General features: G+C 68.4%; 17 protein-coding genes. 5 read left to right on the forward strand and 12 right to left on the reverse strand.

Annotated features, from left to right (window positions below; genetic code table 11):
- Positions 1-130: 130 nt before the first annotated feature.
- From fusA to rpsL, 3 genes are read right to left on the reverse strand one after another with little or no spacing between them, the layout of a single operon-like run.
- Entirely contained in the window at positions 131-2,260 is a 2,130-nt protein-coding gene (gene fusA, locus OHT01_RS16920; RefSeq protein WP_328553975.1) for an elongation factor G, read from the reverse strand.
- 39 nt (positions 2,261-2,299) lie between these two features.
- A complete protein-coding gene (rpsG, locus tag OHT01_RS16925) occupies positions 2,300-2,770 on the reverse strand; it encodes a 30S ribosomal protein S7 (protein WP_181650348.1) in 471 nt (156 codons plus the stop codon).
- Positions 2,771-2,773: 3 nt separating this feature from the next.
- Positions 2,774-3,145 (reverse strand): 30S ribosomal protein S12, encoded by a 372-nt coding sequence (gene rpsL / locus OHT01_RS16930; protein ID WP_003948652.1) that lies wholly within the window; start codon positions 3,143-3,145, stop codon positions 2,774-2,776.
- Positions 3,146-3,574: 429 nt separating this feature from the next.
- Here rpsL and OHT01_RS16935 point away from each other — a divergent pair, with 429 nt between their 5' ends.
- The 5 genes from OHT01_RS16935 (at position 3,575) to OHT01_RS16955 (ending at position 10,580) form a co-directional block, all read left to right on the forward strand.
- A complete protein-coding gene (locus OHT01_RS16935) occupies positions 3,575-4,276 on the forward strand; it encodes a Crp/Fnr family transcriptional regulator (protein WP_328553976.1) in 702 nt (233 codons plus the stop codon).
- A gap of 199 nt (positions 4,277-4,475) precedes the next feature.
- A complete protein-coding gene (locus OHT01_RS16940) occupies positions 4,476-5,300 on the forward strand; it encodes a hypothetical protein (RefSeq protein ID WP_328553977.1) in 825 nt (274 codons plus the stop codon).
- The gene (locus tag OHT01_RS16945; protein ID WP_328553978.1) at positions 5,297-7,450 is read left to right on the forward strand and encodes a hypothetical protein; all 2,154 of its coding nucleotides are present in this window, start codon (positions 5,297-5,299) and stop codon (positions 7,448-7,450) included. The genes OHT01_RS16940 and OHT01_RS16945 overlap by 4 nt, the downstream gene beginning before the upstream one ends.
- 35 nt (positions 7,451-7,485) lie before the next feature.
- Positions 7,486-8,979: a PE-PGRS family protein gene (locus tag OHT01_RS16950; protein ID WP_328553979.1), complete on the forward strand. Its 1,494-nt coding sequence runs from the start codon at positions 7,486-7,488 to the stop codon at positions 8,977-8,979.
- Between the two features lie 131 nt (positions 8,980-9,110).
- Positions 9,111-10,580, forward strand: a complete 1,470-nt coding sequence (locus OHT01_RS16955) for a M48 family metalloprotease (RefSeq protein WP_328553980.1) — start codon at positions 9,111-9,113, stop codon at positions 10,578-10,580.
- Between the two features lie 97 nt (positions 10,581-10,677).
- Here OHT01_RS16955 and OHT01_RS16960 read toward each other — a convergent pair whose 3' ends face one another.
- From OHT01_RS16960 to nusG, 9 genes are all read right to left on the reverse strand, one after another.
- Positions 10,678-14,577: a DNA-directed RNA polymerase subunit beta' gene (locus OHT01_RS16960; RefSeq protein ID WP_328553981.1), complete on the reverse strand. Its 3,900-nt coding sequence runs from the start codon at positions 14,575-14,577 to the stop codon at positions 10,678-10,680.
- Between the two features lie 114 nt (positions 14,578-14,691).
- Positions 14,692-18,177 (reverse strand): DNA-directed RNA polymerase subunit beta, encoded by a 3,486-nt coding sequence (rpoB, locus tag OHT01_RS16965; protein ID WP_328553982.1) that lies wholly within the window; start codon positions 18,175-18,177, stop codon positions 14,692-14,694.
- Between the two features lie 639 nt (positions 18,178-18,816).
- A complete protein-coding gene (gene rplL, locus OHT01_RS16970; RefSeq protein WP_328553983.1) occupies positions 18,817-19,194 on the reverse strand; it encodes a 50S ribosomal protein L7/L12 in 378 nt (125 codons plus the stop codon).
- 110 nt (positions 19,195-19,304) lie between these two features.
- On the reverse strand, positions 19,305-19,835 hold the full coding sequence (rplJ, locus tag OHT01_RS16975) for a 50S ribosomal protein L10 (RefSeq protein ID WP_326786081.1): 531 nt from the start codon (positions 19,833-19,835) through the stop codon (positions 19,305-19,307).
- Positions 19,836-20,144: 309 nt separating this feature from the next.
- Positions 20,145-20,993 carry a DUF1396 domain-containing protein gene (locus OHT01_RS16980; RefSeq protein ID WP_443043531.1) on the reverse strand — a complete coding sequence of 283 codons (849 nt, stop codon included), beginning with the start codon at positions 20,991-20,993 and terminating at the stop codon, positions 20,145-20,147.
- A gap of 186 nt (positions 20,994-21,179) precedes the next feature.
- Positions 21,180-22,121, reverse strand: a complete 942-nt coding sequence (locus OHT01_RS16985; RefSeq protein ID WP_328553985.1) for a hypothetical protein — start codon at positions 22,119-22,121, stop codon at positions 21,180-21,182.
- Between the two features lie 191 nt (positions 22,122-22,312).
- Entirely contained in the window at positions 22,313-23,038 is a 726-nt protein-coding gene (gene rplA, locus OHT01_RS16990) for a 50S ribosomal protein L1 (RefSeq protein ID WP_261705302.1), read from the reverse strand.
- 94 nt (positions 23,039-23,132) lie between these two features.
- Positions 23,133-23,567, reverse strand: a complete 435-nt coding sequence (gene rplK, locus OHT01_RS16995; RefSeq protein ID WP_261705301.1) for a 50S ribosomal protein L11 — start codon at positions 23,565-23,567, stop codon at positions 23,133-23,135.
- A gap of 193 nt (positions 23,568-23,760) precedes the next feature.
- Complete coding sequence (nusG, locus tag OHT01_RS17000; RefSeq protein ID WP_328553986.1) at positions 23,761-24,663, reverse strand: transcription termination/antitermination protein NusG; 903 nt, start codon at positions 24,661-24,663, stop codon at positions 23,761-23,763.
- Positions 24,664-24,682: the final 19 nt, after the last annotated feature.

A 24,682-nucleotide genomic window follows, 5' to 3' on the forward strand; every position in this document is an offset into this window, starting at 1 on the left:
CGGAGTGGTTCTGGTACGCCTTACTCATCGGCGCCAGGTGATCTTTGCTGGGATGCCGCCCGCCGGGGTTTTCCCTCCCGGGTCAGCCCCGGCGGTCGGTGTCAAGCCTAAAGCGTGCAAACGGGGTGTGTTACTCGCCCTTGGCCTTCGCGATGATCTCCTCGGCGACGTTCCTGGGAACCTCGGCGTAGGAGTCGAACTGCATCGAGTAGCTTGCGCGACCCGACGTCTTGCTGCGGAGGTCTCCGACGTAGCCGAACATCTCCGAGAGGGGCACGAGGCCCTTCACGACGCGAGCGCCGCTGCGCTCCTCCATGGCCTGGATCTGGCCACGGCGGGAGTTGAGGTCGCCGATGACATCACCCATCGACTCCTCGGGCGTGGTGACCTCGACGGCCATCATCGGCTCAAGAAGCACGGGGGACGCCTTGCGCGCGGCCTCCTTGAAGGCCTGCGAACCGGCGATCTTGAAGGCGAGCTCGGAGGAGTCGACCTCGTGGTAGCCACCGTCGAGAAGAATGACGCGGACGCCCGTCATCTCGTAGCCGGCCAGGATGCCGAACTGCATGGCCTCCTGCGCACCGGCGTCCACCGACGGGATGTACTCCCGCGGGATACGGCCACCGGTGACCTTGTTCACGAACTCGTACGCCGGACCATCGGTCTCGGTGATGGGCTCGATCGCGATCTGCACCTTGGCGAACTGACCGGTACCACCGGTCTGCTTCTTGTGGGTGTAGTCGTGACGCTCGACGGTCTTGCGGATCGTCTCGCGGTACGCGACCTGCGGCTTGCCGACGTTGGCTTCGACCCTGAACTCGCGCTTCATACGGTCGACCAGCACCTCGAGGTGCAGCTCGCCCATACCGCCGAGGATGGTCTGGCCCGTCTCCTCGTCCGAGTGAACGTGGAAGGAGGGGTCCTCCTCCGCGAGACGCTGGATGGCTACACCCAGCTTCTCCTGGTCACCCTTGGACTTGGGCTCGATGGCGACCTGAATGACCGGCGCCGGGAAGTCCATGGACTCCAGGATGACCGGGTTCTTGTCGTCACACAGCGTCTCACCGGTGGTGGTCTGCTTCAGGCCCATGACGGCGACGATGTCGCCGGCGCCCACCGCCTCGATCTCCTCACGCTTGTTCGCGTGCATGCGGTAGATCTTGCCGATGCGCTCCTTCTTGCCCTTGACGGAGTTCAGCACCGCGGTGCCAGTCTCCAGGCGGCCCGAGTAGACCCGGACGAAGGTGAGCTTGCCCAGGTGCGGGTCGCTCATGATCTTGAACGCGAGCGCGGACAGCGGCTCGTCGACGGACGGCTTGCGCTTGACGACGACCTCGGGGTCCTTCACGTCGTGGCCCTCGATGGCCTCGACGTCAAGCGGGGTCGGCAGGTAGCGCACGACCGCGTCGAGCAGGGGCTGGACGCCCTTGTTCTTGAACGCGGTGCCACAGAACACCGGGGTGACCGTGACGTCCTTGGACTTGCCGGACGCGATGGTGACGCGACGGATCGCGGCGTACAGCTGCTCCTCGGTGGGCTCCTGGCCCTCCAGGAACATCTCCATGATCTCGTCGTCGTGCTCCGCGACGGTCTCGACCAGCTGACCGCGGTACAGCTCAGCGGCCTCGACGTGCGTGGCCGGGATGTCGACGACGTCGTACATCTCGCCCTTGGCCGCCTCGGCGGACCACACGAGCGCCTTCATGCGGACCAGGTCCACAACGCCCTTGAAGTCCATCTCGGCACCGATCGGGAGCTGCATGATGATCGGGACAGCGCCGAGGCGGTCCTTGATCATGTCCACGCAGCGGTGGAACTCGGCGCCGGTACGGTCCAGCTTGTTCACGAAGCAGATGCGCGGCACGCCGTAACGGTCGGCCTGACGCCACACCGTCTCGGACTGCGGCTCGACACCGGCGACACCGTCGAACACCGTGACGGCACCGTCGAGGACGCGGAGCGAACGCTCCACCTCGACCGTGAAGTCGACGTGCCCCGGGGTGTCGATGATGTTGATCGTGTAGTCGTTGTCCTCAAGCGGCCAGTGACAGGTGGTGGCAGCAGAGGTGATCGTGATGCCACGCTCCTGCTCCTGCTCCATCCAGTCCATGGTGGCGGCGCCGTCGTGGACTTCACCGATCTTGTAGCTGACGCCGGTGTAGAAGAGGATCCGCTCAGTGGTGGTCGTCTTGCCCGCGTCGATGTGAGCCATGATCCCAATGTTGCGGACCCTGGCCAGGTCAAGTGAAGTGGTAGCCATAAGGCTTCAGTCTTCTCTCGGTCTCGATGTGGGTAACGACTACCAGCGGTAGTGCGCGAAGGCCTTGTTGGACTCGGCCATCTTGTGGGTGTCCTCACGCTTCTTCACAGCGGCACCAAGGCCGTTGGAGGCGTCGAGAAGCTCGTTGAGCAGACGCTCGGTCATGGTCTTCTCGCGACGGGCGCGGGAGTAACCGACGAGCCAGCGCAGCGCGAGCGTGTTGGCGCGACCGGGCTTGACCTCGATCGGAACCTGGTACGTCGCACCACCGACACGGCGGGACTTGACTTCGAGCGTGGGCTTGATGTTCTCCAGCGCGCGCTTCAGCGTGATGATCGGGTCGTTGCCCGTCTTCTCACGCAGACCCTCCATGGCGCCGTAGACGATGCGCTCGGCGGTGGAGCGCTTGCCGTTCATCAGCACCTTGTTGATGAGGGAGGTCACCAGAGGGGAACCGTAGACCGGGTCGATGATGACCGGGCGCTTCGGGGCGGGGCCCTTACGAGGCATTTTCTACTTCTCCTTCTTGGCGCCGTAGCGGCTGCGGGCCTGCTTGCGGTTCTTGACACCCTGGGTGTCAAGCGATCCTCGGATGATCTTGTAGCGAACACCCGGCAGGTCCTTCACACGGCCGCCGCGCACGAGCACAATGGAGTGCTCCTGCAGGTTGTGTCCCTCACCCGGAATGTAAGCCGTGACCTCGATCCCGCTGGTCAGACGCACACGCGCGACCTTACGCAGGGCCGAGTTCGGCTTCTTCGGGGTGGTCGTGAACACACGCGTGCAGACGCCACGACGCTGGGGCGAACCCTCGAGTGCGGGCGTCTTGTTCTTCTCGACCTTGTCCTGCCGGCCCTTCCGGACCAGCTGCTGGATCGTAGGCACTACTTCTCCGGTTTCTGTGTGCCGAATGGTGAAGCTAACCTGGAACGCCACCGACCCACGCGGTCGGGTGTGTCGAACACTGCAGACTCTCGCCGTAAGGCGAAAAGGGCGCAGATTGCGGTGGCCGCTTACGGCTCTCCTTGCGGTCTGAAGGCACGCACGAGAGCCAGGGCACACCCCAGGCACAAGGTAGGAGCTTACCTACCTCACGGACGTCGGTCAAAACAAATGCCGTGGTGCCCGACACGCCGGACTTCTCCCGGTCCATTCTCGGGGCTCTTCACGCCTTGCGCAGCTTCTTGCCGGATCGGCGGCGAAAGTCCCGATTCCGAGCGCGCCGCGCACACAGGGTGAGTACGTTGACCGGTTGCTGCGCATCGGTCACTGTGCGTCGGCCGCGGGGCCGATCGGGGGACGGGGGATGGACTCATGGCGGCTGCACCCTCGGCCGGGGACGAGAGCCTGGACGACCGGGTGCCGTTCCTGGCACGTCTGGAGAGCGAGGACCGCTCGGCGCTGCTGTCGCTGGGGCGCGAGCTGTCCTTCACGCCCCGGATGGTCCTCCTGCACCAGAGCGAGCCCTCCTCGCACGTCCTGATCGTGACGCACGGCTGGACGAAGGTGACGGCGTCCGCCGCCAACGGCTACGAGGCGCTGCTCGCGCTGCGGGGCCCCGGCGACATCGTCGGCGAGTCCGCCGCGCTCACCGGCCGGCCGCGTTCCGCGACGGTGACGGCCCTGGAACCCGTCCGCACGGTCGCGGTGGTACGTGACCACTTCACCGGCTTCCTCGCCCGCTCCCCCGCGGTCTCCCTCGCCCTCCTCGGCCTCACCTCGGACCGCACGCGCGCGGCCGACCGGCGCCGCCTGGAGTTCGCCTCCATGAGCGTCCGCGAGCGCTTCGCGGCCCTCCTCCTCGACCTGGCCCGCACGAACGGCCGCCGTACGGAGGAGGGCATCGAACTCTCCGTCCCGCTGAGCAAGCAGGAGCTGGCGGGCTCGGTGGGGGCGTCGCGGGAGATGGTCCAGCGCCTCCTGAAGGAACTCCGGGAACGGGACGCGGTACTGACGGGCCGGCGGACGATGGTGATCCTGCGGATGGACGTCCTGCGCCGCATCGCCCGCGGCTGACCCCCGCCCCGGACGAACGCCGGCCCCTTGTGGGGCGTCGCGGACCTCCGGGCCCTTCGCCCCGGACACCTGGGGCTCCCGTGACCGGGGATCGCTTCTGTGCACACGGTCACACTTTGAGTGGGACATCCGCCCTCACACCCGGCCCACCGGTGACGCCAGCCTGCTTGCCAGGCGAGGCCCCCACCGAAAGGCGACCATGACCGACCCCGTGAGCCGGACGATCCTCCTGCTCGACATCGAGAAGTACAGCGACCGGGACGACGTCGAGCAGGCCTACCTGCGCAGGATGCTGTACGACATCACGGACCGCGCGCTGGAGAGCGCCGGCATCGACGAACGGCTGCGCCTGCGGGCGGACCGCGGCGACTCGGTGATGGAACTGATCGACGCCAACGCCCCGGTCACGGCCCTGCTGCGCGCCCTGCTCACCGAGGTGCCCGCCCAGCTCCGCGCGGTCAACCGGGCAGCGTCCAGTTCCGCCCAGATCCGGCTGCGCGGCGTCGTCGCCACCGGATACGTAGCGGTCGACGCGTACGACGGCTGGGTCGGCTCCGACCTCAACCACGCCTGCCGGCTCCTCGACGCCCGGTTGCTGCGCGCGGCCCTGCGGGAGCGGCCGGACGACTTCGCCCTGTGCGTCTCGGAGAGCGTGCACGCCGGGATCGTGCGGCACGGCCACCCGGGCATCCCGGCGACCGGCTTCCACCCGGTGACGGTGGACAGCAAGAACGGCCCCCTGCGGGCCTGGCTGCACGGCCCGGTGCCGCACGGGGCGGACGACCACGGCGAAAGAGGGGAAGCCCAGGCGCCGGGCGGCTCGGGGGAGCGCCCGGCGCCGGGGGCCGGGGCCTCCGGCGCGCCCGAAGAGCCCGGCGCGGCTCCCGGGAACGTCGTCTTCAACTTCGGCGGGGGCTCCCCCAGCTTCGGCGGCAGCCTGGTCGCGGGGGATCAGCACGGGGTGTCCGGCGGCCAGGTCACCGGGGACGTCCACCTGGGCAGGAACGGGGGTGAGCCCGCGTGACCGTGCCGCCGCCCACGACACGGGGCGCCTTCGACGACGTACGACCGCCGGAGCGGCAGTGGGCCGACGGGCCGCACCCGGACTCCGGGACGGGCACCGACCCGGACGAGCCCGAGGAGCGGACCCAGGAGGCCAGGGCCGCGCAGCGCGAACTCGTCGCGCACACTCCGGGATTCATCTTCAGCGAGGCCGCGTCCTTCGGCGGCAGCCTGGTCGGCGGGGCCCAGCACGGGGTGTCGGCGGGCGGCTCGGCCCGTGATGTGTTCCTGGGCGGCAAGACGGAGATCCACCACCACGGGACGGCGTCCGCCTCGGCGGCGTACGTCTCCGGGGAGATCCCCGGCCCGCTGCTCGACGCGCTCGCCGGAGTGTTCGCCGAGGGCCCCGCCTTCGCCGCCGCCCTGGCCCGGCTGCGCGAGGAACGCGTCCTCGTCCTGGCCGGCGCCCACTCCACCGGCCGCTACGCCGCCGCGCTGATGCTCCTGCACCGCCTGGGCGTTCCCGCCGTGCACGCCCTGTCCGCCGAGACCGGCCCGGCGAACCTGGCCGGCCGGCTCACCGCGCCCGGCGGCCACGTGCTGCGGGATCTGCCGCTGAGCCGCAACCGCCCGCTGCGGGACACCCACCTGTACGCGGCCCGCGACCGGCTGGGGAGGACGGACGGGTACCTGGTGGTGACCGTCGAGAACTCCCCGTTCCTGCCGGGGGTCACCCCCTGTGCCTGGGAACCGCCGGACGCGGCCGTGGTGCTGGCCGCCCACCTGGCCGACCTGCGGGAAGAACCGGAAGACATCGCCGGCCTGCTCGCCCTCGGCCCCGTCCGCGACTTCCTCGCGCGGGGCGCCCACCGACCCGCCGAGGTGGCCCGGTTCGCCGCGGAGGTCGCCCGGTACGACGGCGGAGAGGAGGCGGCGGCCCGCCTGTCCGACTTCGGGCACGCGGCCGTCGAGCAGCAGTGCCGGGAGTGGCTCAGCGACCCCGAGGCCACCCTGCGCGACAAGGCGTTCCTCATCTCGCTCGCCGTCTTCGACCAGGCCCCGTACGTGCTCGCCGCCGAACTCGCCGACCGGCTGTACGTGCACTTCCAGCGGCTCCAGCATCCCGAACAGCCGCCGGAGATCCCGGTCTTCGGACTGTCCGCCGAGACCCGGCTGGAGCGGGCACGGGCCGGTGGCGAGGTCCGGGAGGAGGCCACCGAATGGGGCTCGGTGCCGCAGTTCACGGCCTCCTTCAAGAAGGAGAACACCCCTCGGCTGCTGCTCGGCGAGGTCTGGACGGGCCATCCGTCGGCACGCCCCGCGCTGGTCTCCTGGCTGAAGGAGCTGGCCCGCGACAGACGTCCGGTCGTACGGACCCGGGCGTCCGCCGCCGCAGCCCTGCTGGCCCGCGCCGACCTGCCCTCGGCGATGGCACTGCTGATCGACGGCTGGGCGGTGTCGAAGGCCTTCGGCTCCCGGGTCACCGCCGCGAACACGCTCACGCTCGCCCAGCTCCTCGACGCGCCCGTCGTCCTGCGCCTGCTCACCCAGTGGTGCACGGACACCCACTGGGCCCGCCGCTGGACCGCGATCCGCGCCTTCGGCCTGCTCGCCCCGCTGCGCCCGGACCTCGCGGCCCCGGCGCTGAGCGCGCTCGCCGCCCGCGCCCGCGCCGGGAGCAGCAGCAAGACCGAGGTGAACAACCTGATCGACTCGACGGCCCTGCTGCTCTCGGTGGGTGCCCGGCGCGGCGAGATGCTCTCCGAGCTGGTGCGCCTGCTCCACCACGACACGGCCTCGCTCCGGGCGCTCGCGCTGGCCGCGTTCGTGCGCGCCTGCGACAACGCCGAGGAGGGCGCGCTCGTCGAGTGGTACGCGGACACCGGCATGTACGAGCAGGACTCGGCCCGTGACCTGGCCGCCCTGTGGCGGACCGCGCTCGGCGACCGCGGGCACACCCGGGGCGCCCTGGACGCCCTGCACACCTGGGTGCGGCTGGCCGAGCGCCGCGCGGACGTCGCGCTGGCCCTGGAGCTGCTGCTGCCCGCGCTGGTCGTCACGGCGGACGACCGCAAACGCCTGAGGTACGAGCTGGTCAACCTGCGCGCCCCCGACGACGGCCCGCGCCCACCGGTGGCCGACCGCCTGCTCGGCCTCCTGATCCCCTCCTGATCCCCTCCACCCCAGATCCATCGAGGAGTTGAACCATGGCGGAGTTCCGCCGTCAGCCGGAGTGGCAGCAGGACGCCAACCGGCACACCGCGCTGATCGACCCGGTGCTCACCGTGCGGCCGATCGCGCGCTTCGACTACACCGTCCGCCGCGCGGTCAACGCGATCGACCACGCGCTGGTCTTCGTCACCGCGAAGGGCGAGTACGACGTCTACACCCCGCCGCACCGGCCCAGCCGCGCGGACGCGGCCACCCGCCGCTACACCTCCGTGTACGAGGTGGACATGGGCAGCCACCCCGTCCAGCTCGTCCTGGAGATGCCGAGCGACGACGACGCCTTCTCCTTCGGCGCCACGGCCGATCTGACCTGGCGGGTCGCGGACCCGGTCGCCTACGTGGCGAGCGGCGAGCGGGACGTGCCGACCCGGCTCACCCGTGAACTGCACCAGCTCGCGCGGCCGGTGAGCCGCGCCTTCTCCATCGAGGACAGTCCGGCCGCCGAGCGCGCGGTCCAGCGGGCCGTGGAGAGCGGCGGTTTCGCGGCGGGCATCGGGCTCGCCGTGACCTGTGCCGTACGGCTGCGGCTGGACGACGAGGCGATCGCGCACCGGCGAAGGCAGCGGAGCCTGCGCTACGAGTCCGACATGCTCGACCCCGAGCACGAGTTCCGGCTGCGGCTGGCCCGGCAGCAGCACGAACTGGAGATCCTGCGCCAGCAACAGGACCACCGCCTGATCACCGAGAAGATCAACTTCTACCAGTACCACCTCCAGCACGGAGGCGTCGCCGCCTGGGCCCTGCACCTCTCCCAGCACCCCGAGGACACCAAGATGGTCATCGGGTCCATCCAGAAGGACCAGTTGTCCCTCATCAGGGGCCAGCTCCAGGTCCTCGCCGGGGACACGCTGGAGGACTTCCAGAAGGCGGAGTCGGCCCGATCGACCCTGCGGGCCGTCGACGAGCTGATCCAGCAGCAGACGCCTCCGGCGCCGCCCGGCGGGCAGGGGGCACTGCCCGCCGGGGCGACGCCCGGAGCCCCGCAGACGCCGCCCCAGCCGCCTTATCCGGGCCAGTCTCCGTACCCCGGCCCCTCACCCGAGCCGCCGTACTCCGGACAGACACCGTACGGCGACCGGCCTCCGTACGATTCCGGCCGTCCTCCGTACGCCGGCGACCGGCCCCCGTACGCCGGGCAGCCCCCGCACGCGGAGGGTCAGCCGTTCTCCGCGGGACCTCCGTCGTACGCGGGACAGCCGTCCCACACCGGCGGTCACGTGCCGTACGCCGGGCAGCCCCCTCACGCGGGCGCTCAGCTGCCGTACACCGGCGGCCCGGACACGGGGCCCGGCACCGCTCCGCCGCCGTACGACGGCGCCACCTCGTACGGACCAGCGCCCTCCGCGTCGCCCTACGCCACCCCCGGACCGGCTCCCGCCGTGCCTCCGGTGCCGGGCGGCCCCGACGGCACCCGGGCCGTCGTACCGTCCGCCGCACCCTCACCGGACGCTCCGCGGGGCGAGCCCGCGTGACCACACCCGGCCCGGCGCCATCGGCACCCGCCGTCCCACCGCCGAAGGCCGCCGCTCACCGGCCGGCGTCCCCGCACAGCCACCAGCCACACCCGGCCCTCCCGGGCCGCCTGACAACTCACGGAGCCCGCATGTCCCAGCCCCCAGGCCCGTCCCCCGAGCCCCCGTACCCGGGAGCCGCCGATCCGCCCCCCTACCCGTACCTGGGGTCCTCCGCTCCCCCACCGCAGTACCCCGGAGGGCCGGGGCCGGGCGGGCCGGGACCCCAGTACCCGGGATCGGGAGGCCCCGCGCCGCACTACCCCGGAGGGCCGGGGTCCGGCGGACCAGGACCGCTGTATCCGGGAGCGGAAGGTCCCGCGCCCCAGTACCCGGGGGCGGCCGGACAGCCCCCTCAGTACCCCGGCGGGCCGGGGCCGCAGTACCCGGGGACGGCGGGACACCCGCCCCAGTACCCGGGTGCCGGAAGTCCGGGTCCCCGGTACCCGGACCCCGGTGCGTCGCCCTCGGGGCATCAGCAGGCGGCCCACCAGCAGACGGCGGCTCCCCCGCAGTACCCGGGGGCCGACCCGCGGTACCCGGGTCAGCCGCAGCCCCAGCCCCAGCCCCAACCGGCGGCGTTCGTCCCGCGGCCCGCCGTCGCGCCCGACGACCTCGACTACCGCCACCAGGGCTCCCGCGTTCATCTGGCGAGCCATCAGCGGGGTGCCGACGCCACCGCCATCGGGCAGCTCGCGACGCAGGTCCCGGGGGCCCTCGTGAGCCTCGCCGTGGTGTCGGCCCTCGCGCTGGGGCTGCTCGGCACGGTCATGGGCTGGCTCGCCGTGGTCGCCTGGCTGGCCTCCGGCGCGCTCGTCTTCCACCGGCCCACCGAGCTGCGCTTCGCCCGGTACGTGCTCAAGCTGCGGACGCCGCTGGCCGAGGAGCGGAACCGGCTGGAGCCGATCTGGCGCGAGGTCACCGCCCGGGCGGGGATCGAGGCGGACACCTACGAGCTGATGGTGGAGAACAGCGACGACCTGAACGCGGTCGCCGTCGCCGGCCATGTCGTCGGCGTCACCACCTACTCCCTCAACCGGATTCCCAGCAGCAACCTCGCCGCCGTACTCGCCCATGAGCTCGGCCACCACACCGGGGGTCACGCCTGGGCCGGTCTCCTCGGCTACTGGTACTCGCTGCCCGGCCGGCTCGCCTGGGCGTTCACCCGCGGGATGGCCAGGGTCGCGCTCGCCGTCGCCGGGGTCTTCTCGGCGGCCGCGACCGGGCTGCTGGTCCTCTTCATGGGCATGTTCGTGATCACCGGGTTCCTCGTCGCCTGGTACATCACCATCCCGCTGGTCATCGCGCCGTACCTCCTCGCCTACGCGGGGCGCCTCGGCGAACTGCGGGCCGATCAGCAGGCCGCGGCCCTCGGCTTCGCGCCCGAGATGGCCCAGGTCCTGCAGCACTTCCAGGCCGAGGAGGACGCCGCGAAGGCCGCTGCCGTCAGCCGGGGCAAGAAGCTCCAGGAGCCCGGCGGCCTCGCCAAGCTGCTCTCCACCCACCCCGACAACTACACGCGACTGCGCGCCCTGGAGCCGTACCTCCGGCTCCCGCGCTAGGTCGAGATCCCGCGCGGTCCGGGACCCGGGAACGCCGAAGGGCGGTCACCCCCAGTGGGGATGACCGCCCTTCGTACTACTGCCTACTGCCTACTGCCTACTGGTTGTACGGACCGTAGTCGTAGTCCTCCAGCGGGACGGCCTGGCCGGAGCCGGTGCCGAACGGCGAGTAGTCGATGTCGTCGTAGCCGACGGCCGAGTACATCGCGGCCTTGGCTTCCTCGGTCGGCTCGACCCGGATGTTGCGGTAGCGGGACAGACCCGTACCGGCCGGGATGAGCTTACCGATGATGACGTTCTCCTTGAGGCCGATCAGGGAGTCGGACTTGGCGTTGATCGCCGCGTCCGTCAGAACCCTGGTCGTCTCCTGGAAGGACGCCGCCGACAGCCACGACTCGGTCGCCAGCGAGGCCTTGGTGATACCCATCAGCTGCGGACGGCCGGAGGCCGGGTGGCCGCCTTCCTGGACCACACGACGGTTCTCGGTCTCGAACTTCGAACGCTCGACCAGCTCGCCGGGCAGCAGCTCCGCGTCGCCCGACTCGATGATCGTCACACGGCGCAGCATCTGCCGGATGATGATCTCGATGTGCTTGTCGTGGATCGACACACCCTGCGAGTTGTAGACCTTCTGGACCTCGCCGACCAGGTGGACCTGGACGGCACGCTGACCCAGGATGCGCAGCACGTCGTGCGGGTTGGTGGCACCCACGGTGAGCTTCTGGCCCACCTCGACGTGCTCGCCCTCGGACACCAGGACCCGGGCACGCTTGGAGATCGGGAACGCCGTCTCCTCGCTGCCGTCGTCCGGGGTGACCACGAGCTTCTTGGTCTTCTCGGTCTCCTCGATCCGCACGCGGCCGGAGGCCTCGGAGATCGGGGCGACACCCTTCGGCGTACGAGCCTCGAAGAGCTCGACGACACGGGGCAGACCCTGGGTGATGTCGTCACCGGCCACACCACCGGTGTGGAAGGTACGCATCGTCAGCTGGGTACCGGGCTCACCGATGGACTGGGCGGCGATGATGCCGACCGCCTCACCGATGTCGACCAGCTTGCCGGTGGCCAGCGAGCGGCCGTAGCACATGGCGCAGGTGCCGACGGCGGACTCACAGGTCAGGACCGAACGGGTCTTGACCTCCTCGATGCCGTGCTTGACGAGCTCGTCGATGAGGACGTCGCCGAGGTCGGTGTTGGCCGGGGCCAGCACCTTGCCGTCGACGGTGATGTCCTCGGCCAGCGCACGTGCGTACACGCTGGTCTCGACGTTCTCCGTCTTGCGCAGCACGCCGTCCTCGCCGCGCTGGGCGATGGCCAGACGCAGACCACGGTCGGTGCCGCAGTCCTCCTCGCGGATGATGACGTCCTGCGAGACGTCGACCAGACGACGGGTGAGGTAACCCGAGTCGGCGGTACGCAGGGCGGTGTCGGCCAGACCCTTACGGGCACCGTGGGTGGAGATGAAGTACTCCAGCACGGACAGACCTTCACGGAAGGACGCCTTGATGGGACGCGGGATCGTCTCGTTCTTGGCGTTGGACACCAGACCACGCATACCGGCGATCTGACGCATCTGCATCATGTTGCCTCGGGCGCCCGAGTTCACCATCATCGAGACCGGGTTGGTCTTCGGGAAGTTCGCGTTCATCGCCTCGGCAACCTCGTTGGTCGCCTTGGTCCAGATCGCGATGAGCTCCTGCGTGCGCTCTTCCTTGGTGATCAGACCGCGCTCGTACTGCTTCTGGACCTTCTCGTCCAGGTCCTCGTAGCCCTTGACGATCGCGCGCTTCGCATCCGGAACGACGATGTCGGAGATGGCCACGGTGACGCCGGAGCGGGTCGCCCAGAAGAAGCCGGCCGCCTTCAGGTTGTCGAGCGTCGCCGCCACGATGACCTTGGGGTAGCGCTCGGCGAGGTCGTTGACGATCTCGGAGAGCTGCTTCTTGCCGACCTCGTAGTCGACGAACGGGTAGTCCTCGGGCAGCAGCTCGTTGAAGAGCGCGCGGCCCAGAGTCGTCCGCAGGCGGAAGGTGTCACCCTGCTGCCACTCCGGGTCGCCCTCCTCCTGCGCCGGCGGGGTCCAGCCGCGCGGCGGGATGGTGCCCACCGGGAAGCGGATGTCCACGCGCGACTGGAGCGAGAGCTCCTTGGCGTCGAACGCCATGATCGCCTCGGCCACGGAGGCGAAGGAGCGGTCCTCGCCCTTCACGTTCCGCAGGTCGCCGTCGGTGGTCAGGAAGAACAGACCGAGGACCATGTCCTGGGTCGGCATCGTGACCGGGCGGCCGTCGGCCGGCTTGAGGATGTTGTTCGAGGACAGCATCAGGATGCGGGCCTCGGCCTGCGCCTCCGCGGAGAGCGGAAGGTGCACGGCCATCTGGTCACCGTCGAAGTCCGCGTTGAACGCGGTGCAGACGAGCGGGTGGATCTGGATGGCCTTGCCCTCGACCAGCTGGGGCTCGAAGGCCTGGATGCCGAGGCGGTGCAGCGTGGGCGCACGGTTCAGCAGAACCGGGTGCTCGGCGATGACCTCTTCGAGGACGTCGTACACGACCGTGCGGCCGCGCTCGACCATCCGCTTGGCGCTCTTGATGTTCTGCGCGTGGTTCAGGTCGACCAGGCGCTTCATCACGAACGGCTTGAAGAGCTCCAGCGCCATGGCCTTGGGCAGACCACACTGGTGCAGCTTCAGCTGCGGACCGACGACGATCACGGAACGCGCGGAGTAGTCCACACGCTTGCCGAGCAGGTTCTGACGGAATCGACCCTGCTTGCCCTTGAGCATGTCGGACAGCGACTTCAGCGGACGGTTGCCGGGGCCCGTCACCGGGCGGCCACGACGGCCGTTGTCGAAGAGCGCGTCGACGGCCTCCTGGAGCATGCGCTTCTCGTTGTTCACGATGATCTCGGGGGCACCGAGGTCGAGAAGGCGCTTCAGGCGGTTGTTGCGGTTGATCACACGGCGGTACAGGTCGTTCAGGTCGGAGGTCGCGAAGCGGCCACCGTCGAGCTGCACCATCGGGCGAAGGTCCGGCGGGATGACCGGGACGCAGTCGAGCACCATGCCCTTGGGGCTGTTGCTGGTCTGCAGGAACGCGGAGACGACCTTGAGGCGCTTGAGCGCACGGGTCTTCTTCTGGCCCTTGCCGGTCCGGATGATCTCGCGGAGGCGCTCGGCCTCCTCGTCCAGGTCGAAGGACTCCAGGCGCTTCTGCAGCGCCGCGGCACCCATCGAACCGTCGAAGTACGTGCCGAAGCGGTCACGCAGCTCGCGGTAGAGGAGCTCGTCGCCCTCCAGGTCCTGGACCTTGAGGTTCTTGAAGCGGGTCCACACCTCGTCGAGACGGTCGATCTCGCGCTGCGCACGGTCGCGCAGCTGCTTCATCTCACGCTCGGCACCCTCGCGCACCTTGCGGCGCACGTCGGCCTTGGCGCCCTCGGCCTCCAGCTCGGCCAGGTCGGTCTCGAGCTTCTTGGCGCGGGCTTCGAGGTCGGCGTCGCGGCGGTTCTCGACCTGCTGGCGCTCGACGGAGACGTGGGCCTCCAGCGAGGGCAGGTCGCGGGTGCGGCGCTCCTCGTCGACGTACGTGATCATGTACGCGGCGAAGTAGATGACCTTCTCAAGGTCCTTCGGGGCGAGGTCGAGCAGGTAGCCCAGCCGCGACGGAACGCCCTTGAAGTACCAGATGTGGGTGACGGGAGCGGCCAGCTCGATGTGGCCCATCCGCTCACGACGCACCTTGGCGCGAGTGACCTCGACGCCGCAGCGCTCACAGATGATGCCCTTGAAGCGGACACGCTTGTACTTACCGCAGTAGCACTCCCAGTCCCGGGTCGGACCGAAGATCTTCTCGCAGAAGAGTCCGTCCTTTTCGGGCTTGAGCGTGCGGTAGTTGATGGTCTCGGGCTTCTTGACCTCGCCGTGGCTCCACTGACGGATGTCGTCAGCGGTGGCCAGACCGATCCGGAGCTCATCGAAGAAGTTGACGTCGAGCACTATGCGTCAATCCCTCTCAGGGTTGTAAGTCTTAGGGGTCTGATACGGGGGTCCTGGGGCCGGCAGGCCTTCTTCACCTTTTCCACAGGTGGCAGAAGGCCCGCCGAACTCCCGTCAGACCTCTTCGACGCTGCTCGGCTCGCGCCGGGACAGGTCGATGCCGAGCTCCTCCGCCGCGCGGAAGACGTCCTCGTCGGTGTCACGCATTTCGATGGACATACCGTCGCTGGACAGCACCTCCACGTTGAGGCAGAGAGACTGCATCTCCTTGATGAGCACCTTGAAGGACTCGGGGATGCCGGGCTCGGGGATGTTCTCGCCCTTGACGATGGCCTCGTAGACCTTCACGCGGCCGGTGACGTCGTCGGACTTGATCGTCAGCAGCTCCTGGAGGGCGTAAGCGGCGCCGTACGCCTCCAGCGCCCACACCTCCATCTCACCGAAGCGCTGGCCACCGAACTGAGCCTTACCACCCAGCGGCTGCTGGGTGATCATCGAGTACGGACCGGTCGAGCGGGCGTGGAGCTTGTCGTCGACCAGGTGGTGGAGCTTGAGGATGTACATGTACCCGATCGAAACCGGGTCCGGGAACGGCTCACCGGAGCGGCCGTCGAACAGCCTCGCCTTGCCGGACGGGAGGACCAGACGGTCACCGTCGCGGTTGGGCAGGGTGTGCTCGAAGAGACCCGCGAGCTCGTCCTCACGCGCACCGTCGAACACCGGGGTGGCGACGTTGGTGCCCGGGGCGACCTGGTCGGCACCGATGGCCTGCAGGCGCTGGGCCCAGTCGTCCGCGAGACCGGAGACGTCCCAGCCGCGGCTGGCGAGCCAGCCGAGGTGGATCTCCAGGACCTGTCCCGGGTTCATTCGGGACGGGACACCGAGCGGGTTGAGGATGATGTCGACCGGGGTGCCGTCCTCCAGGAACGGCATGTCCTCGATCGGCAGGATCTTCGAGATGACACCCTTGTTGCCGTGGCGGCCGGCGAGCTTGTCACCGTCCGTGATCTTGCGCTTCTGCGCCACGTAGACACGAACCAGCTGGTTCACGCCCGGCGGCAGCTCGTCGCCCTCTTCACGGTCGAAGACGCGGACACCGATGACCTTGCCGATCTCGCCGTGCGGGACCTTCAGGGAGGTGTCGCGGACCTCACGGGCCTTCTCACCGAAGATCGCGCGCAGCAGGCGCTCCTCCGGCGTCAGCTCGGTCTCGCCCTTGGGCGTGACCTTGCCGACGAGGATGTCGCCGGCGACGACCTCGGCACCGATACGGATGATGCCGCGCTCGTCGAGGTCGGCGAGGACCTCCTCGGAGACGTTCGGGATGTCCCGGGTGATCTCCTCGGGGCCGAGCTTGGTGTCACGGGCGTCGACCTCGTGCTCCTCGATGTGGATCGAGGAGAGGACGTCGTCCTGCACGAGGCGCTGCGACAGGATGATCGCGTCCTCGTAGTTGTGACCCTCCCACGGCATGAACGCCACGAGCAGGTTCTTGCCGAGCGCCATCTCGCCGTCCTCGGTCGCGGGACCGTCGGCCAGGACCTGGCCTTCGATCACGCGGGCGCCCTCGTCCACGACAACCTTCTGGTTGACGGAGGTGCCCTGGTTCGACCGGGAGAACTTGTGCAGGCGGTACGTGGTGTACGTGCCGTCGTCGTTGGCGGTGGTGATGTAGTCCGCGGAGACCTCCTGGACCACACCGTCCTTCTCCGACTTCAGGACGTCACCGGCGTCGACCGCGCAGCGGTACTCCATGCCGGTGCCGACCAGCGGCGCCTCGGACTTGATGAGCGGAACGGCCTGGCGCATCATGTTCGCGCCCATGAGGGCACGGTTGGCGTCGTCGTGCTCCAGGAACGGGATCATCGCGGTCGCGACCGACACCATCTGGCGCGGGGAGACGTCCATGTAGTCGACGTCGTCACCGGGGACGTAGTCGACCTCTCCGCCACGACGGCGGACCAGGACGCGGGACTCCTCGAAGCGGAACTCGTCCGTCAGCGGCGCGTTGGCCTGCGCGATGACGAACCGGTCCTCTTCGTCGGCCGTCAGGTAGTCGACCTCGTCGGTGACGAAGCCGCCCGTGACCCTGCGGTACGGGGTCTCGACGAAACCGAACGCGTTGACCCGGCCGTAGGAGGCGAGCGAGCCGATCAGGCCGATGTTCGGGCCTTCAGGGGTCTCGATCGGGCACATGCGGCCGTAGTGCGACGGGTGCACGTCACGGACCTCGAAGCCGGCCCGCTCACGGGACAGACCACCCGGGCCAAGAGCCGACAGGCGGCGCTTGTGGGTGAGACCCGACAGCGGGTTGTTCTGGTCCATGAACTGCGACAGCTGGCTGGTGCCGAAGAACTCCTTGATGGAGGCGACGACCGGCCGGATGTTGATCAGGGTCTGCGGCGTGATCGCCTCGACGTCCTGAGTCGTCATGCGCTCGCGGACGACGCGCTCCATACGAGCCAGACCCGTGCGGACCTGGTTCTGGATGAGCTCGCCGACGTTGCGCAGACGACGGTTGCCGAAGTGGTCGATGTCGTCGGTCTCGACGACGATCGAGGTGCCGTTGTCACCAACGGTCTCGGTCTCACCGGCGTGCAGCTTCACCAGGTACTTGATCGACGAGATGATGTCCTCGACGGTCAGGATCCCGGCGTCGAGCGGGGCGGTGCCGGCCAGCTTCTTGTTGACCTTGTACCGGCCGACCTTGGCGAGGTCGTAGCGCTTCGGGTTGAAGTAGAGGTTCTCCAGAAGCGTCTGCGCGGCCTCACGGGTCGGCGGCTCGCCCGGACGCAGCTTGCGGTAGATGTCCAGCAGCGCGTCGTCCTGGCCCTGGGTGTGGTCCTTCTCCAGGGTGGCGCGCATGGACTCGTACTCGCCGAACTCCTCGAGGATCTGCTCGGTGGTCCAGCCGAGAGCCTTCAGGAGAACGGTGACGGACTGCTTGCGCTTGCGGTCGATGCGGACACCGACCATGTCGCGCTTGTCGATCTCCATCTCCAGCCAGGCACCCCGGGACGGGATGACCTTGGCGGAGAAGATGTCCTTGTCGGACGTCTTGTCGATGGAGGAGTCGAAGTAGACACCCGGCGAGCGGACCAGCTGCGACACGACGACACGCTCGGTGCCGTTGATGACGAAGGTGCCCTTGTTGGTCATGAGCGGGAAGTCGCCCATGAAGACCGTCTGGGACTTGATCTCGCCGGTCTCGTTGTTGGTGAACTCGGCGGTGACGAAGAGCGGGGCCGCGTACGTGAAGTCGCGGTCCTTGCACTCGTCGATGGAGTTCTTCGGGGGCTCGAAGCGGTGGTCGCGGAACGTCAGGGACATCGACCCGCTGAAGTCCTCGATCGGGGAGATCTCCTCGAAGATCTCCTCCAGACCGGACTTGGTGGGGACGTCCTGTCCGCTGTCCAGAGCCGCCTCGACACGAGCCTTCCACGCGTCGTTGCCGAGCAGCCAGTCGAAGCTCTCGGTTTGCAGCGCAAGAAGGTTCGGAACCTCGAGGGGCTCCTTGATCTTTGCAAAGGAGATGCGCAGCGGGGCGGTGCTGGCGCCGTTGTTCATATTCGCGGTCGAGGCAGTGCGCGAGGCGGCCAAGAGGGGGTCCTTCCGAGGGCTCGGACTCACTACGCGCGTACCGGTCCCATGTCGGACAAAGCGTCGGGCCGATCCCGATCCAGCCGAATAAAGGCCAGGTCAGGGTCAATCCAACCGTCGATGCTCACACACGGGTATGCCCCTGGTGACGGGCAGGAGGCAGCTAACAGGCAGCGCAAAGGGTCAGTGTAGCCACTAGGCCCACTGATGTCCAGTCCCGGTTTCGGGAGACCCTCATTGTTGTCAACACCTGCGGCAAGCCACGCCCTCAATGCACATCGATACTGCCCTCTTCGTCAGCGATCCATGCCTCGGATACGGATCGTTGTGACGACGCGTCCTGAGAATTGCGCGCTGCGTGCCGTTCGTCAAGGCCCCCCAAGCCCAAAGCAAGTGCCGCGATCGTCACGTGCGGCCCGTCTTGCAACCCGTCCCTCTGCCTGTCACAGGGTGGCCGGAGGCACAACGAAGATCACCATACTCGTCGCGGCCTGCAGCGCAAGGCTGCCGCTTCGGGGACCCCCAGGAACGCCGAAGAGCGACCACCCAGTTGGGTGATCGCTCTTCGGTGCGTCAGCGTTACAGCGCTACTTGAGCGACTGTCACAGCTTCACAGGAGTCCTCGGGGGACTCGTCGAGTTACTTGACCTCGACGGAGGCGCCGGCGCCCTTGAGGGACTCGGCAGCCTTCTCGGCGGCCTCCTTGGCGACCTTCTCGAGGACGGGCTTCGGAGCGCCGTCGACGAGGTCCTTGGCCTCCTTCAGGCCCAGCGAGGTGAGCTCACGCACGACCTTGATGACCTGGATCTTCTTCTCGCCGGCACCCGTGAGGATGACGTCGAACTCGTCCTGCTCCTCGACGGCCTCGACGGCGGCGGGGCCGACCGGGGCAGCGGCGACCGCGGCGGCGGCGGTGACGTCGAACTTCTCCTCGAAGGCCTTCACGAACTCGGAGAGCTCGATGAGGGTGAGGTTCTCGAACTGCGCGAGCAGCTCTTCCTGGGACAGCTTCGCCATGATGGCGTCCTTCCACTAATTCGGCAGGTGCCGGGATGTACTGGTGAGGCGGGCGTACGTTCGGCCCGCTACGACCGTCGCCTCAGGCGGCGGTCAATGCGCGAGCCGAATTACTCGGCACCGCCCTGCTCGGCCTGCTTGACACGAAGCGCCTCCGCGGTGCGGACGAACTTCGAGGGGAGCGCCTGGAAGAGACGAGCAGTCTGCGTCTGCTTGCCCTTGAAGGCACCCGCCAGCTTGGCGAGCAGAACCTCGCGGGACTCGAGGTCCGCAAGCTTCTTGATCTCGTCGGCGGACAGCGCCTTGCCGTCAAGGACACCGCCCTTGATGACGAGGTTCGGGTTGTCCTTGGCGAAGTCACGAAGACCCTTCGCCGACGTCACCGGGTCACCGGTGATGAAGGCGACCGCCGTCGGACCGTTGAACAGGTCGTCGAGCGTAGAGATCCCGGCCTCGTTGGCCGCAATCTTGGTCAGCGTGTTCTTCACCACGGCGTACTGGGCGTCTTCACCGAGCGAACGGCGCAGCGTCTTGAGCTGCGCCACGGTGAGACCCCGGTACTCGGTCAGCACGGCGGCGTTCGAGCTGCGGAACTGGTCCGCGAGCTCGGCTACCGCGGCAGCCTTGTCGGGCCTTGCCATAGAGCGTCGGCCTCCTTCCGGGTGATGAGGACCGCTCAGAAGGGACTGACAAAACGAAACGCCCCGGCGCAGGCGCACGGGGCGTAGCTCAACCGGATTCCTCCGCACGCTGGGCGTGCGAACTCCGGGAACACATCCACGAACACCTACGCGGGTCGTCCGCAGTTTCAGCGGATCCTTCGGTCACCACGCCCTCTTACGAGCACGAGGCAACGACCAGCGGTCTTTGGCTTCTTGAGGAGACTACGTGAAGTGGACGTCGCCAAGCAAATCCGCCCGGAGGGGGCAGCCCAGGGGGCACCGCGCGGGTCAGTTCTCCTTGAGGCCCTTCATCATCTCGGCGAGGTCTGCGGTGTCCTTGGCGGGCGGGGCCTGCACGGTCACAGGCTTGTTGTAGTCGAGGAAGGTGACGGTCATGTCGAGCGGACCCTTGTCGGCGGTCCCGCGCATACGGAACTGCTTGGTGTGGTCGGCTCCGTCGATCCACATGTCCATCGTCAGCGAGTCGACGCCCATCTTCGCGTACTGGTCCAGGCTCTTCTCGCGCGCCTCGCGCGTGGTGCCGTTCTCGCCCTTGAGGGACTTGCGGAAGTCGTCGAGGGCGACCGTCCCCTTGTAGTGCGTGGTCCGCACACCGCCCACGGTCTCGGCCCCGATCTTCTTCACGTCCTTGGAGCCGGTGAGGAAGGCGGACTCGGCGGCCGGGTTCCTGTCGGCCGTGCCGGCGCCCAACTGGTCGGCGTTCAACTCCTTGTCCGCGCCCATCGCGGACATGTCGAACTTGATCCAGTGCTTGCCGCCCATGTCCTTGGCGGCCTCGGCTCCCCCGCCTATGTACATCGCCTTGCCCACGAGCCGGATCTCGACCGGGCCGTCGGCGGCCTGGTCCCCGCTGGTCATCTTCATGCTCATGGCGAGCGGCTTCATGCTCATCGCCACCTCACCGCCGACCTTGCCCTGCTCGGGGACCTTGCCGGTCATCCGGTAGCGCAGGGAGGTGATGCCCTCGGTCTTCTTCGCCGCCTTCGCCACGGCCGCGGCGGGTGTGAGCGCGGGTGACTCCTCCGGAGCGCCCTTCGTACAGCCCACCGCGCCCCCGCCGAGCACCAGCGCCGCGAGTGCCGCGCCGGCCGCCCGGTGCCTCACCGAGTCGTTCACAGAAAGTCTCAAGATTCCCCCCAAGGAACAGATGAGCGATACACAGGTGCGACGCGAGCGTATCCAAAAGGGCTCAAGTGATCATCCGAGTTTCCCGGGGTGCGAGTGAGTACGGCGGCGAGCGCCGGAACGGGGGCCGGAGCGGGCGTAGGCGGGAACCGGCGCGGGCGTCGCGGAGCTCAGGAGCTAGGAGCTCGTGCCGGAACCGGTCGACGTGTCGCCGCTGCCGGGCGTCACGCCCTGCTTCTTCAGGAGGTCCGTGAAGTCCTCGGTGTCACCGGCCGGTGGCGCCGCGGCGGAGACCTTCACCCCGTAGTCGCTGTAGTACGTCGTGGCGGACATCGTGCCGCCCGTCATCTCGGCCTTGGAGACCGCCTTGACGAGCAGGTCCTTGCCGTCGACCCAGATGTCGACGGTCTCCGTGGTGATGCCGGCCGTGGTGAACTGCTTCTTCATGTCCGCGAGTTGACGCGCGGTGAGATGAGAGCTCCGGGCCGCGAAGTCGGCGACGTCCACCGTGCCCGCGTAGTGCGTGGTCCTCGCGCCGCGGACCGTCTCCTCGCCGACCTTCCTGACGTCGCCGGACGCCAGCAGGAGCTTCACCGACTGGTTCGGCGAGCTGTTCTGCGCCTGGTCCTTCAGGAGCGCTCCGGAGCCGCCCCCGAACTTCGCCAGGTCGTCGTACCCGTACCTGAGCCAGTGCTTGCCGCCCGCCTGCCGGGCGAACGTGTCGCCCATCCTGGCGTAGTAGGCGTCGGGCAGATAGCGGGCCTCCATGGAGGTGCTGCCCATCTTGCGCATCGTGTCGGCCATCGTGCCGCCGGTGTACGTGATCGTCAGGTCGCCGGTCAGACCGTTGCCCCAGCCCATGACGCCACCCGACTTCATGGACATCAGCGAGCCCATGGTCGTCGTGGACTCGACCCGGGCGGAGTCCGCCCCGTCGGTGGACCTCTCGGCGGACCGCAGCGCCGCGATGGGGCTCACCCGTGTCGCGCTCTTGTGGCCGGCCTTGTCGTTCTTGCCCGAACTCCCGGAAGAACCTGAGGAGTTGCAGGCCGTCACCCCCGCCAGCGCCGCCGTCAGCGCGATCGAGAGGGTCACGCGGCGCACCATGGTGCTGTTCATTCGTCCCACCCCTATGCGAATTCTGTGGACTGCACGCTAGCGCGGCCCACTGACACCCGTATCCGGATTCGGCCCCGGGACGATCGCCCCGGAAATCCCTCCGGACATGAGGACGGGCCCCGCACCTCGAAAGGTTGCGGGGCCCGTTCAGATACGCGTGCGCGACGCGGTCACCGGGGTGAGCTGGAGGCTCAGACGGCGGCCGGGTCCTCCTCGACGAGGAGGTTGCGGGTGCGGTTGGGGTCGACAAGGATGCCGGGGCCGATCGTCGAGCTGATCGCGGCCTTCTTGATGTAGCGACCCTTGGCGGCCGACGGCTTCAGACGAAGGATCTCGTCGAGCGCGGCGCCGTAGTTCTCCACCAGCTTGGTGTCGTCGAAGGACACCTTGCCGATGATGAAGTGCAGGTTCGAGTGCTTGTCGACGCGGAACTCGATCTTGCCACCCTTGATCTCGGTGACAGCCTTGGCGACGTCGGGGGTCACGGTGCCGGTCTTGGGGTTCGGCATGAGACCACGGGGACCGAGCACGCGGCCGAGGCGGCCGACCTTGCCCATGAGGTCCGGGGTGGCGACGACGGCGTCGAAGTCCAGACGGCCCTTCGCGACCTCGTCGATCAGTTCGTCGGAGCCGACGATGTCGGCGCCCGCGGCCTCCGCGGCCGCAGCACGGTCACCGGTCGCGAAGACCAGGACCCGGGCGGTCTTGCCGGTGCCGTGCGGCAGGTTCACGGTGCCACGGACCATCTGGTCGGCCTTGCGCGGGTCGACACCCAGGCGGAAGGCGACCTCGACGGTGCCGTCGAACTTGCTCGTGGAGGTCTCCTTGGCGAGACGGACGGCCTCGAGCGGGGCGTAGAGCTTCTCCCGGTCGACCTTGGCGTCCGCAGCGCGGAGAGACTTGCTGCGCTTGCTCACTACTGCTCCTGATGTGTTCTGAGGAGTCGTGGTACGGGCCGAGCAGGCCCTGCCACGTGCGGCCGAGGCCGCATGGTTCCTACGAAGGTGGGTGTCAGCCCTCGACCGTGATGCCCATGGAACGGGCGGTGCCGGCGATGATCTTCGCGGCGGCGTCCAGGTCGTTGGCGTTGAGGTCGGGCATCTTGGTCGTGGCGATCTCGCGGACCTGCGCCTGGGTGATCTTGGCGACCTTGGTCTTGTGCGGCTCGCCGGAGCCCTTCTCGACACCCGCGGCCTTGAGGATCATCTTCGCGGCCGGCGGAGTCTTGGTCACGAAGGTGAAGGAGCGGTCTTCGTAGACCGTGATCTCCACCGGGATGACCCAGCCACGCTGCGACTCGGTCGCGGCGTTGTAGGCCTTGCAGAACTCCATGATGTTGACGCCGTGCTGACCGAGCGCGGGGCCGACCGGCGGGGCCGGGTTCGCCGCACCGGCGTTGATCTGGAGCTTGATAAGCCCCGTGACCTTCTTCTTCTTGGGAGGCATTCCGGGTCCTCTTTCGTTTTCGCCTTCCTACGTCCGAGTCGCCCCGGACGGCTGCCTTCAACCGAGGTGATGATCCGGATGGAGGCATACCGCACAACGATAACGGGTATCTGTGCGCGGCTAAAAACCGAGCAGGTCAGACAGGCTGTGACAGCCCGTCTGACCTGTTCGGAAGACGTACGTCCAGAAGGTGCTAGTTCTTCTGGATCTGGTCGAAGGAAAGCTCGACCGGAGTCTCGCGGCCGAAGATCTCGACGAGGCCCTTGACCTTCTTCGAGTCGGCGTTGATCTCGTTGATGGTGGCCTGCAGCGTGGCGAACGGGCCGTCCGTGACGGTGACCGAGTCGCCGACCTCGAAGTCCAGCACCTGGACCTCGACCTTGCGCTGCGGAGCGGGCCTGCCCTCGGCCTCTGCGGCCTCGCGGGCGGCCTTCTCCTCGGCCTCCGGGGCGAGCATCTTGACGATCTCGTCCAGGGTCAGCGGGTACGGGTCGTAGGCGTTGCCCACGAAGCCGGTGACGCCGGGAGTGTTGCGGACGACACCCCAGGACTCGTTCGTCAGGTCCATGCGGACCAGGACGTAGCCCGGGAGCTTGTTCTGCTTGATCGTCTTGCGCTCGCCGTTCTTGATCTGCGCGACCTCTTCCTGCGGCACCTCGGCCTGGAAGATGAAGTCCTCGACGTTCAGCGAAACGGCACGCTGTTCGAGGTTGGTCTTCACGCGGTTCTCGTAACCGGCGTACGTGTGGATGACGTACCACTCGCCGGGGAGCATGCGCAGTTCGTCGCGCAGGGCGGTCACGGGGTCGACGGGCTCGGCCACTTCTTCGGCCTCGGCCTCGTCGGCCTGGTCGTCGGTCTCGTCGTCGGTCTCGTCGGCGGTCTCGTCGGCGAGCGCCTCAGTGGGCTCGTCCTCGTCCTCGACGTCCGCACCGGACTCGTCCTCGACGTGCAGGGCCGCGTCCTCGGCGGGCTCGCCGGCGGCGGCATCGGCAGCCTCGAACTCGTCCACGACGTCCGCTCCCTCGACGATCTCGAGCTCGTCGTCAACGGACTCGACCGACTCGGTGGCGTCGTTCAGGTTCGGGTCAGACACGGTGGCTGCTTCTTCCTGG

The organism is Streptomyces sp. NBC_00358, assembly GCF_036099295.1.
Taxonomy (GTDB): Bacteria; Actinomycetota; Actinomycetes; order Streptomycetales; family Streptomycetaceae; genus Streptomyces.

What these genes read in the sequence shown, in the direction of transcription:
- rplK (WP_261705301.1), bottom strand. Translation starts at nt 23,567, where the DNA reads ATGCCTCCCAAGAAGAAGAAGGTCACGGGGCTTATCAAGCTCCAGATC.
- OHT01_RS16935 (WP_328553976.1), top strand. Translation starts at nt 3,575, where the DNA reads ATGGCGGCTGCACCCTCGGCCGGGGACGAGAGCCTGGACGACCGGGTG.
- fusA (WP_328553975.1), bottom strand. Translation starts at nt 2,260, where the DNA reads ATGGCTACCACTTCACTTGACCTGGCCAGGGTCCGCAACATTGGGATC.
- rplJ (WP_326786081.1), bottom strand. Translation starts at nt 19,835, where the DNA reads ATGGCAAGGCCCGACAAGGCTGCCGCGGTAGCCGAGCTCGCGGACCAG.
- rplL (WP_328553983.1), bottom strand. Translation starts at nt 19,194, where the DNA reads ATGGCGAAGCTGTCCCAGGAAGAGCTGCTCGCGCAGTTCGAGAACCTC.
- OHT01_RS16985 (WP_328553985.1), bottom strand. Translation starts at nt 22,121, where the DNA reads ATGAACAGCACCATGGTGCGCCGCGTGACCCTCTCGATCGCGCTGACG.
- OHT01_RS16955 (WP_328553980.1), top strand. Translation starts at nt 9,111, where the DNA reads ATGTCCCAGCCCCCAGGCCCGTCCCCCGAGCCCCCGTACCCGGGAGCC.
- OHT01_RS16940 (WP_328553977.1), top strand. Translation starts at nt 4,476, where the DNA reads ATGACCGACCCCGTGAGCCGGACGATCCTCCTGCTCGACATCGAGAAG.
- rpsG (WP_181650348.1), bottom strand. Translation starts at nt 2,770, where the DNA reads ATGCCTCGTAAGGGCCCCGCCCCGAAGCGCCCGGTCATCATCGACCCG.
- OHT01_RS16950 (WP_328553979.1), top strand. Translation starts at nt 7,486, where the DNA reads ATGGCGGAGTTCCGCCGTCAGCCGGAGTGGCAGCAGGACGCCAACCGG.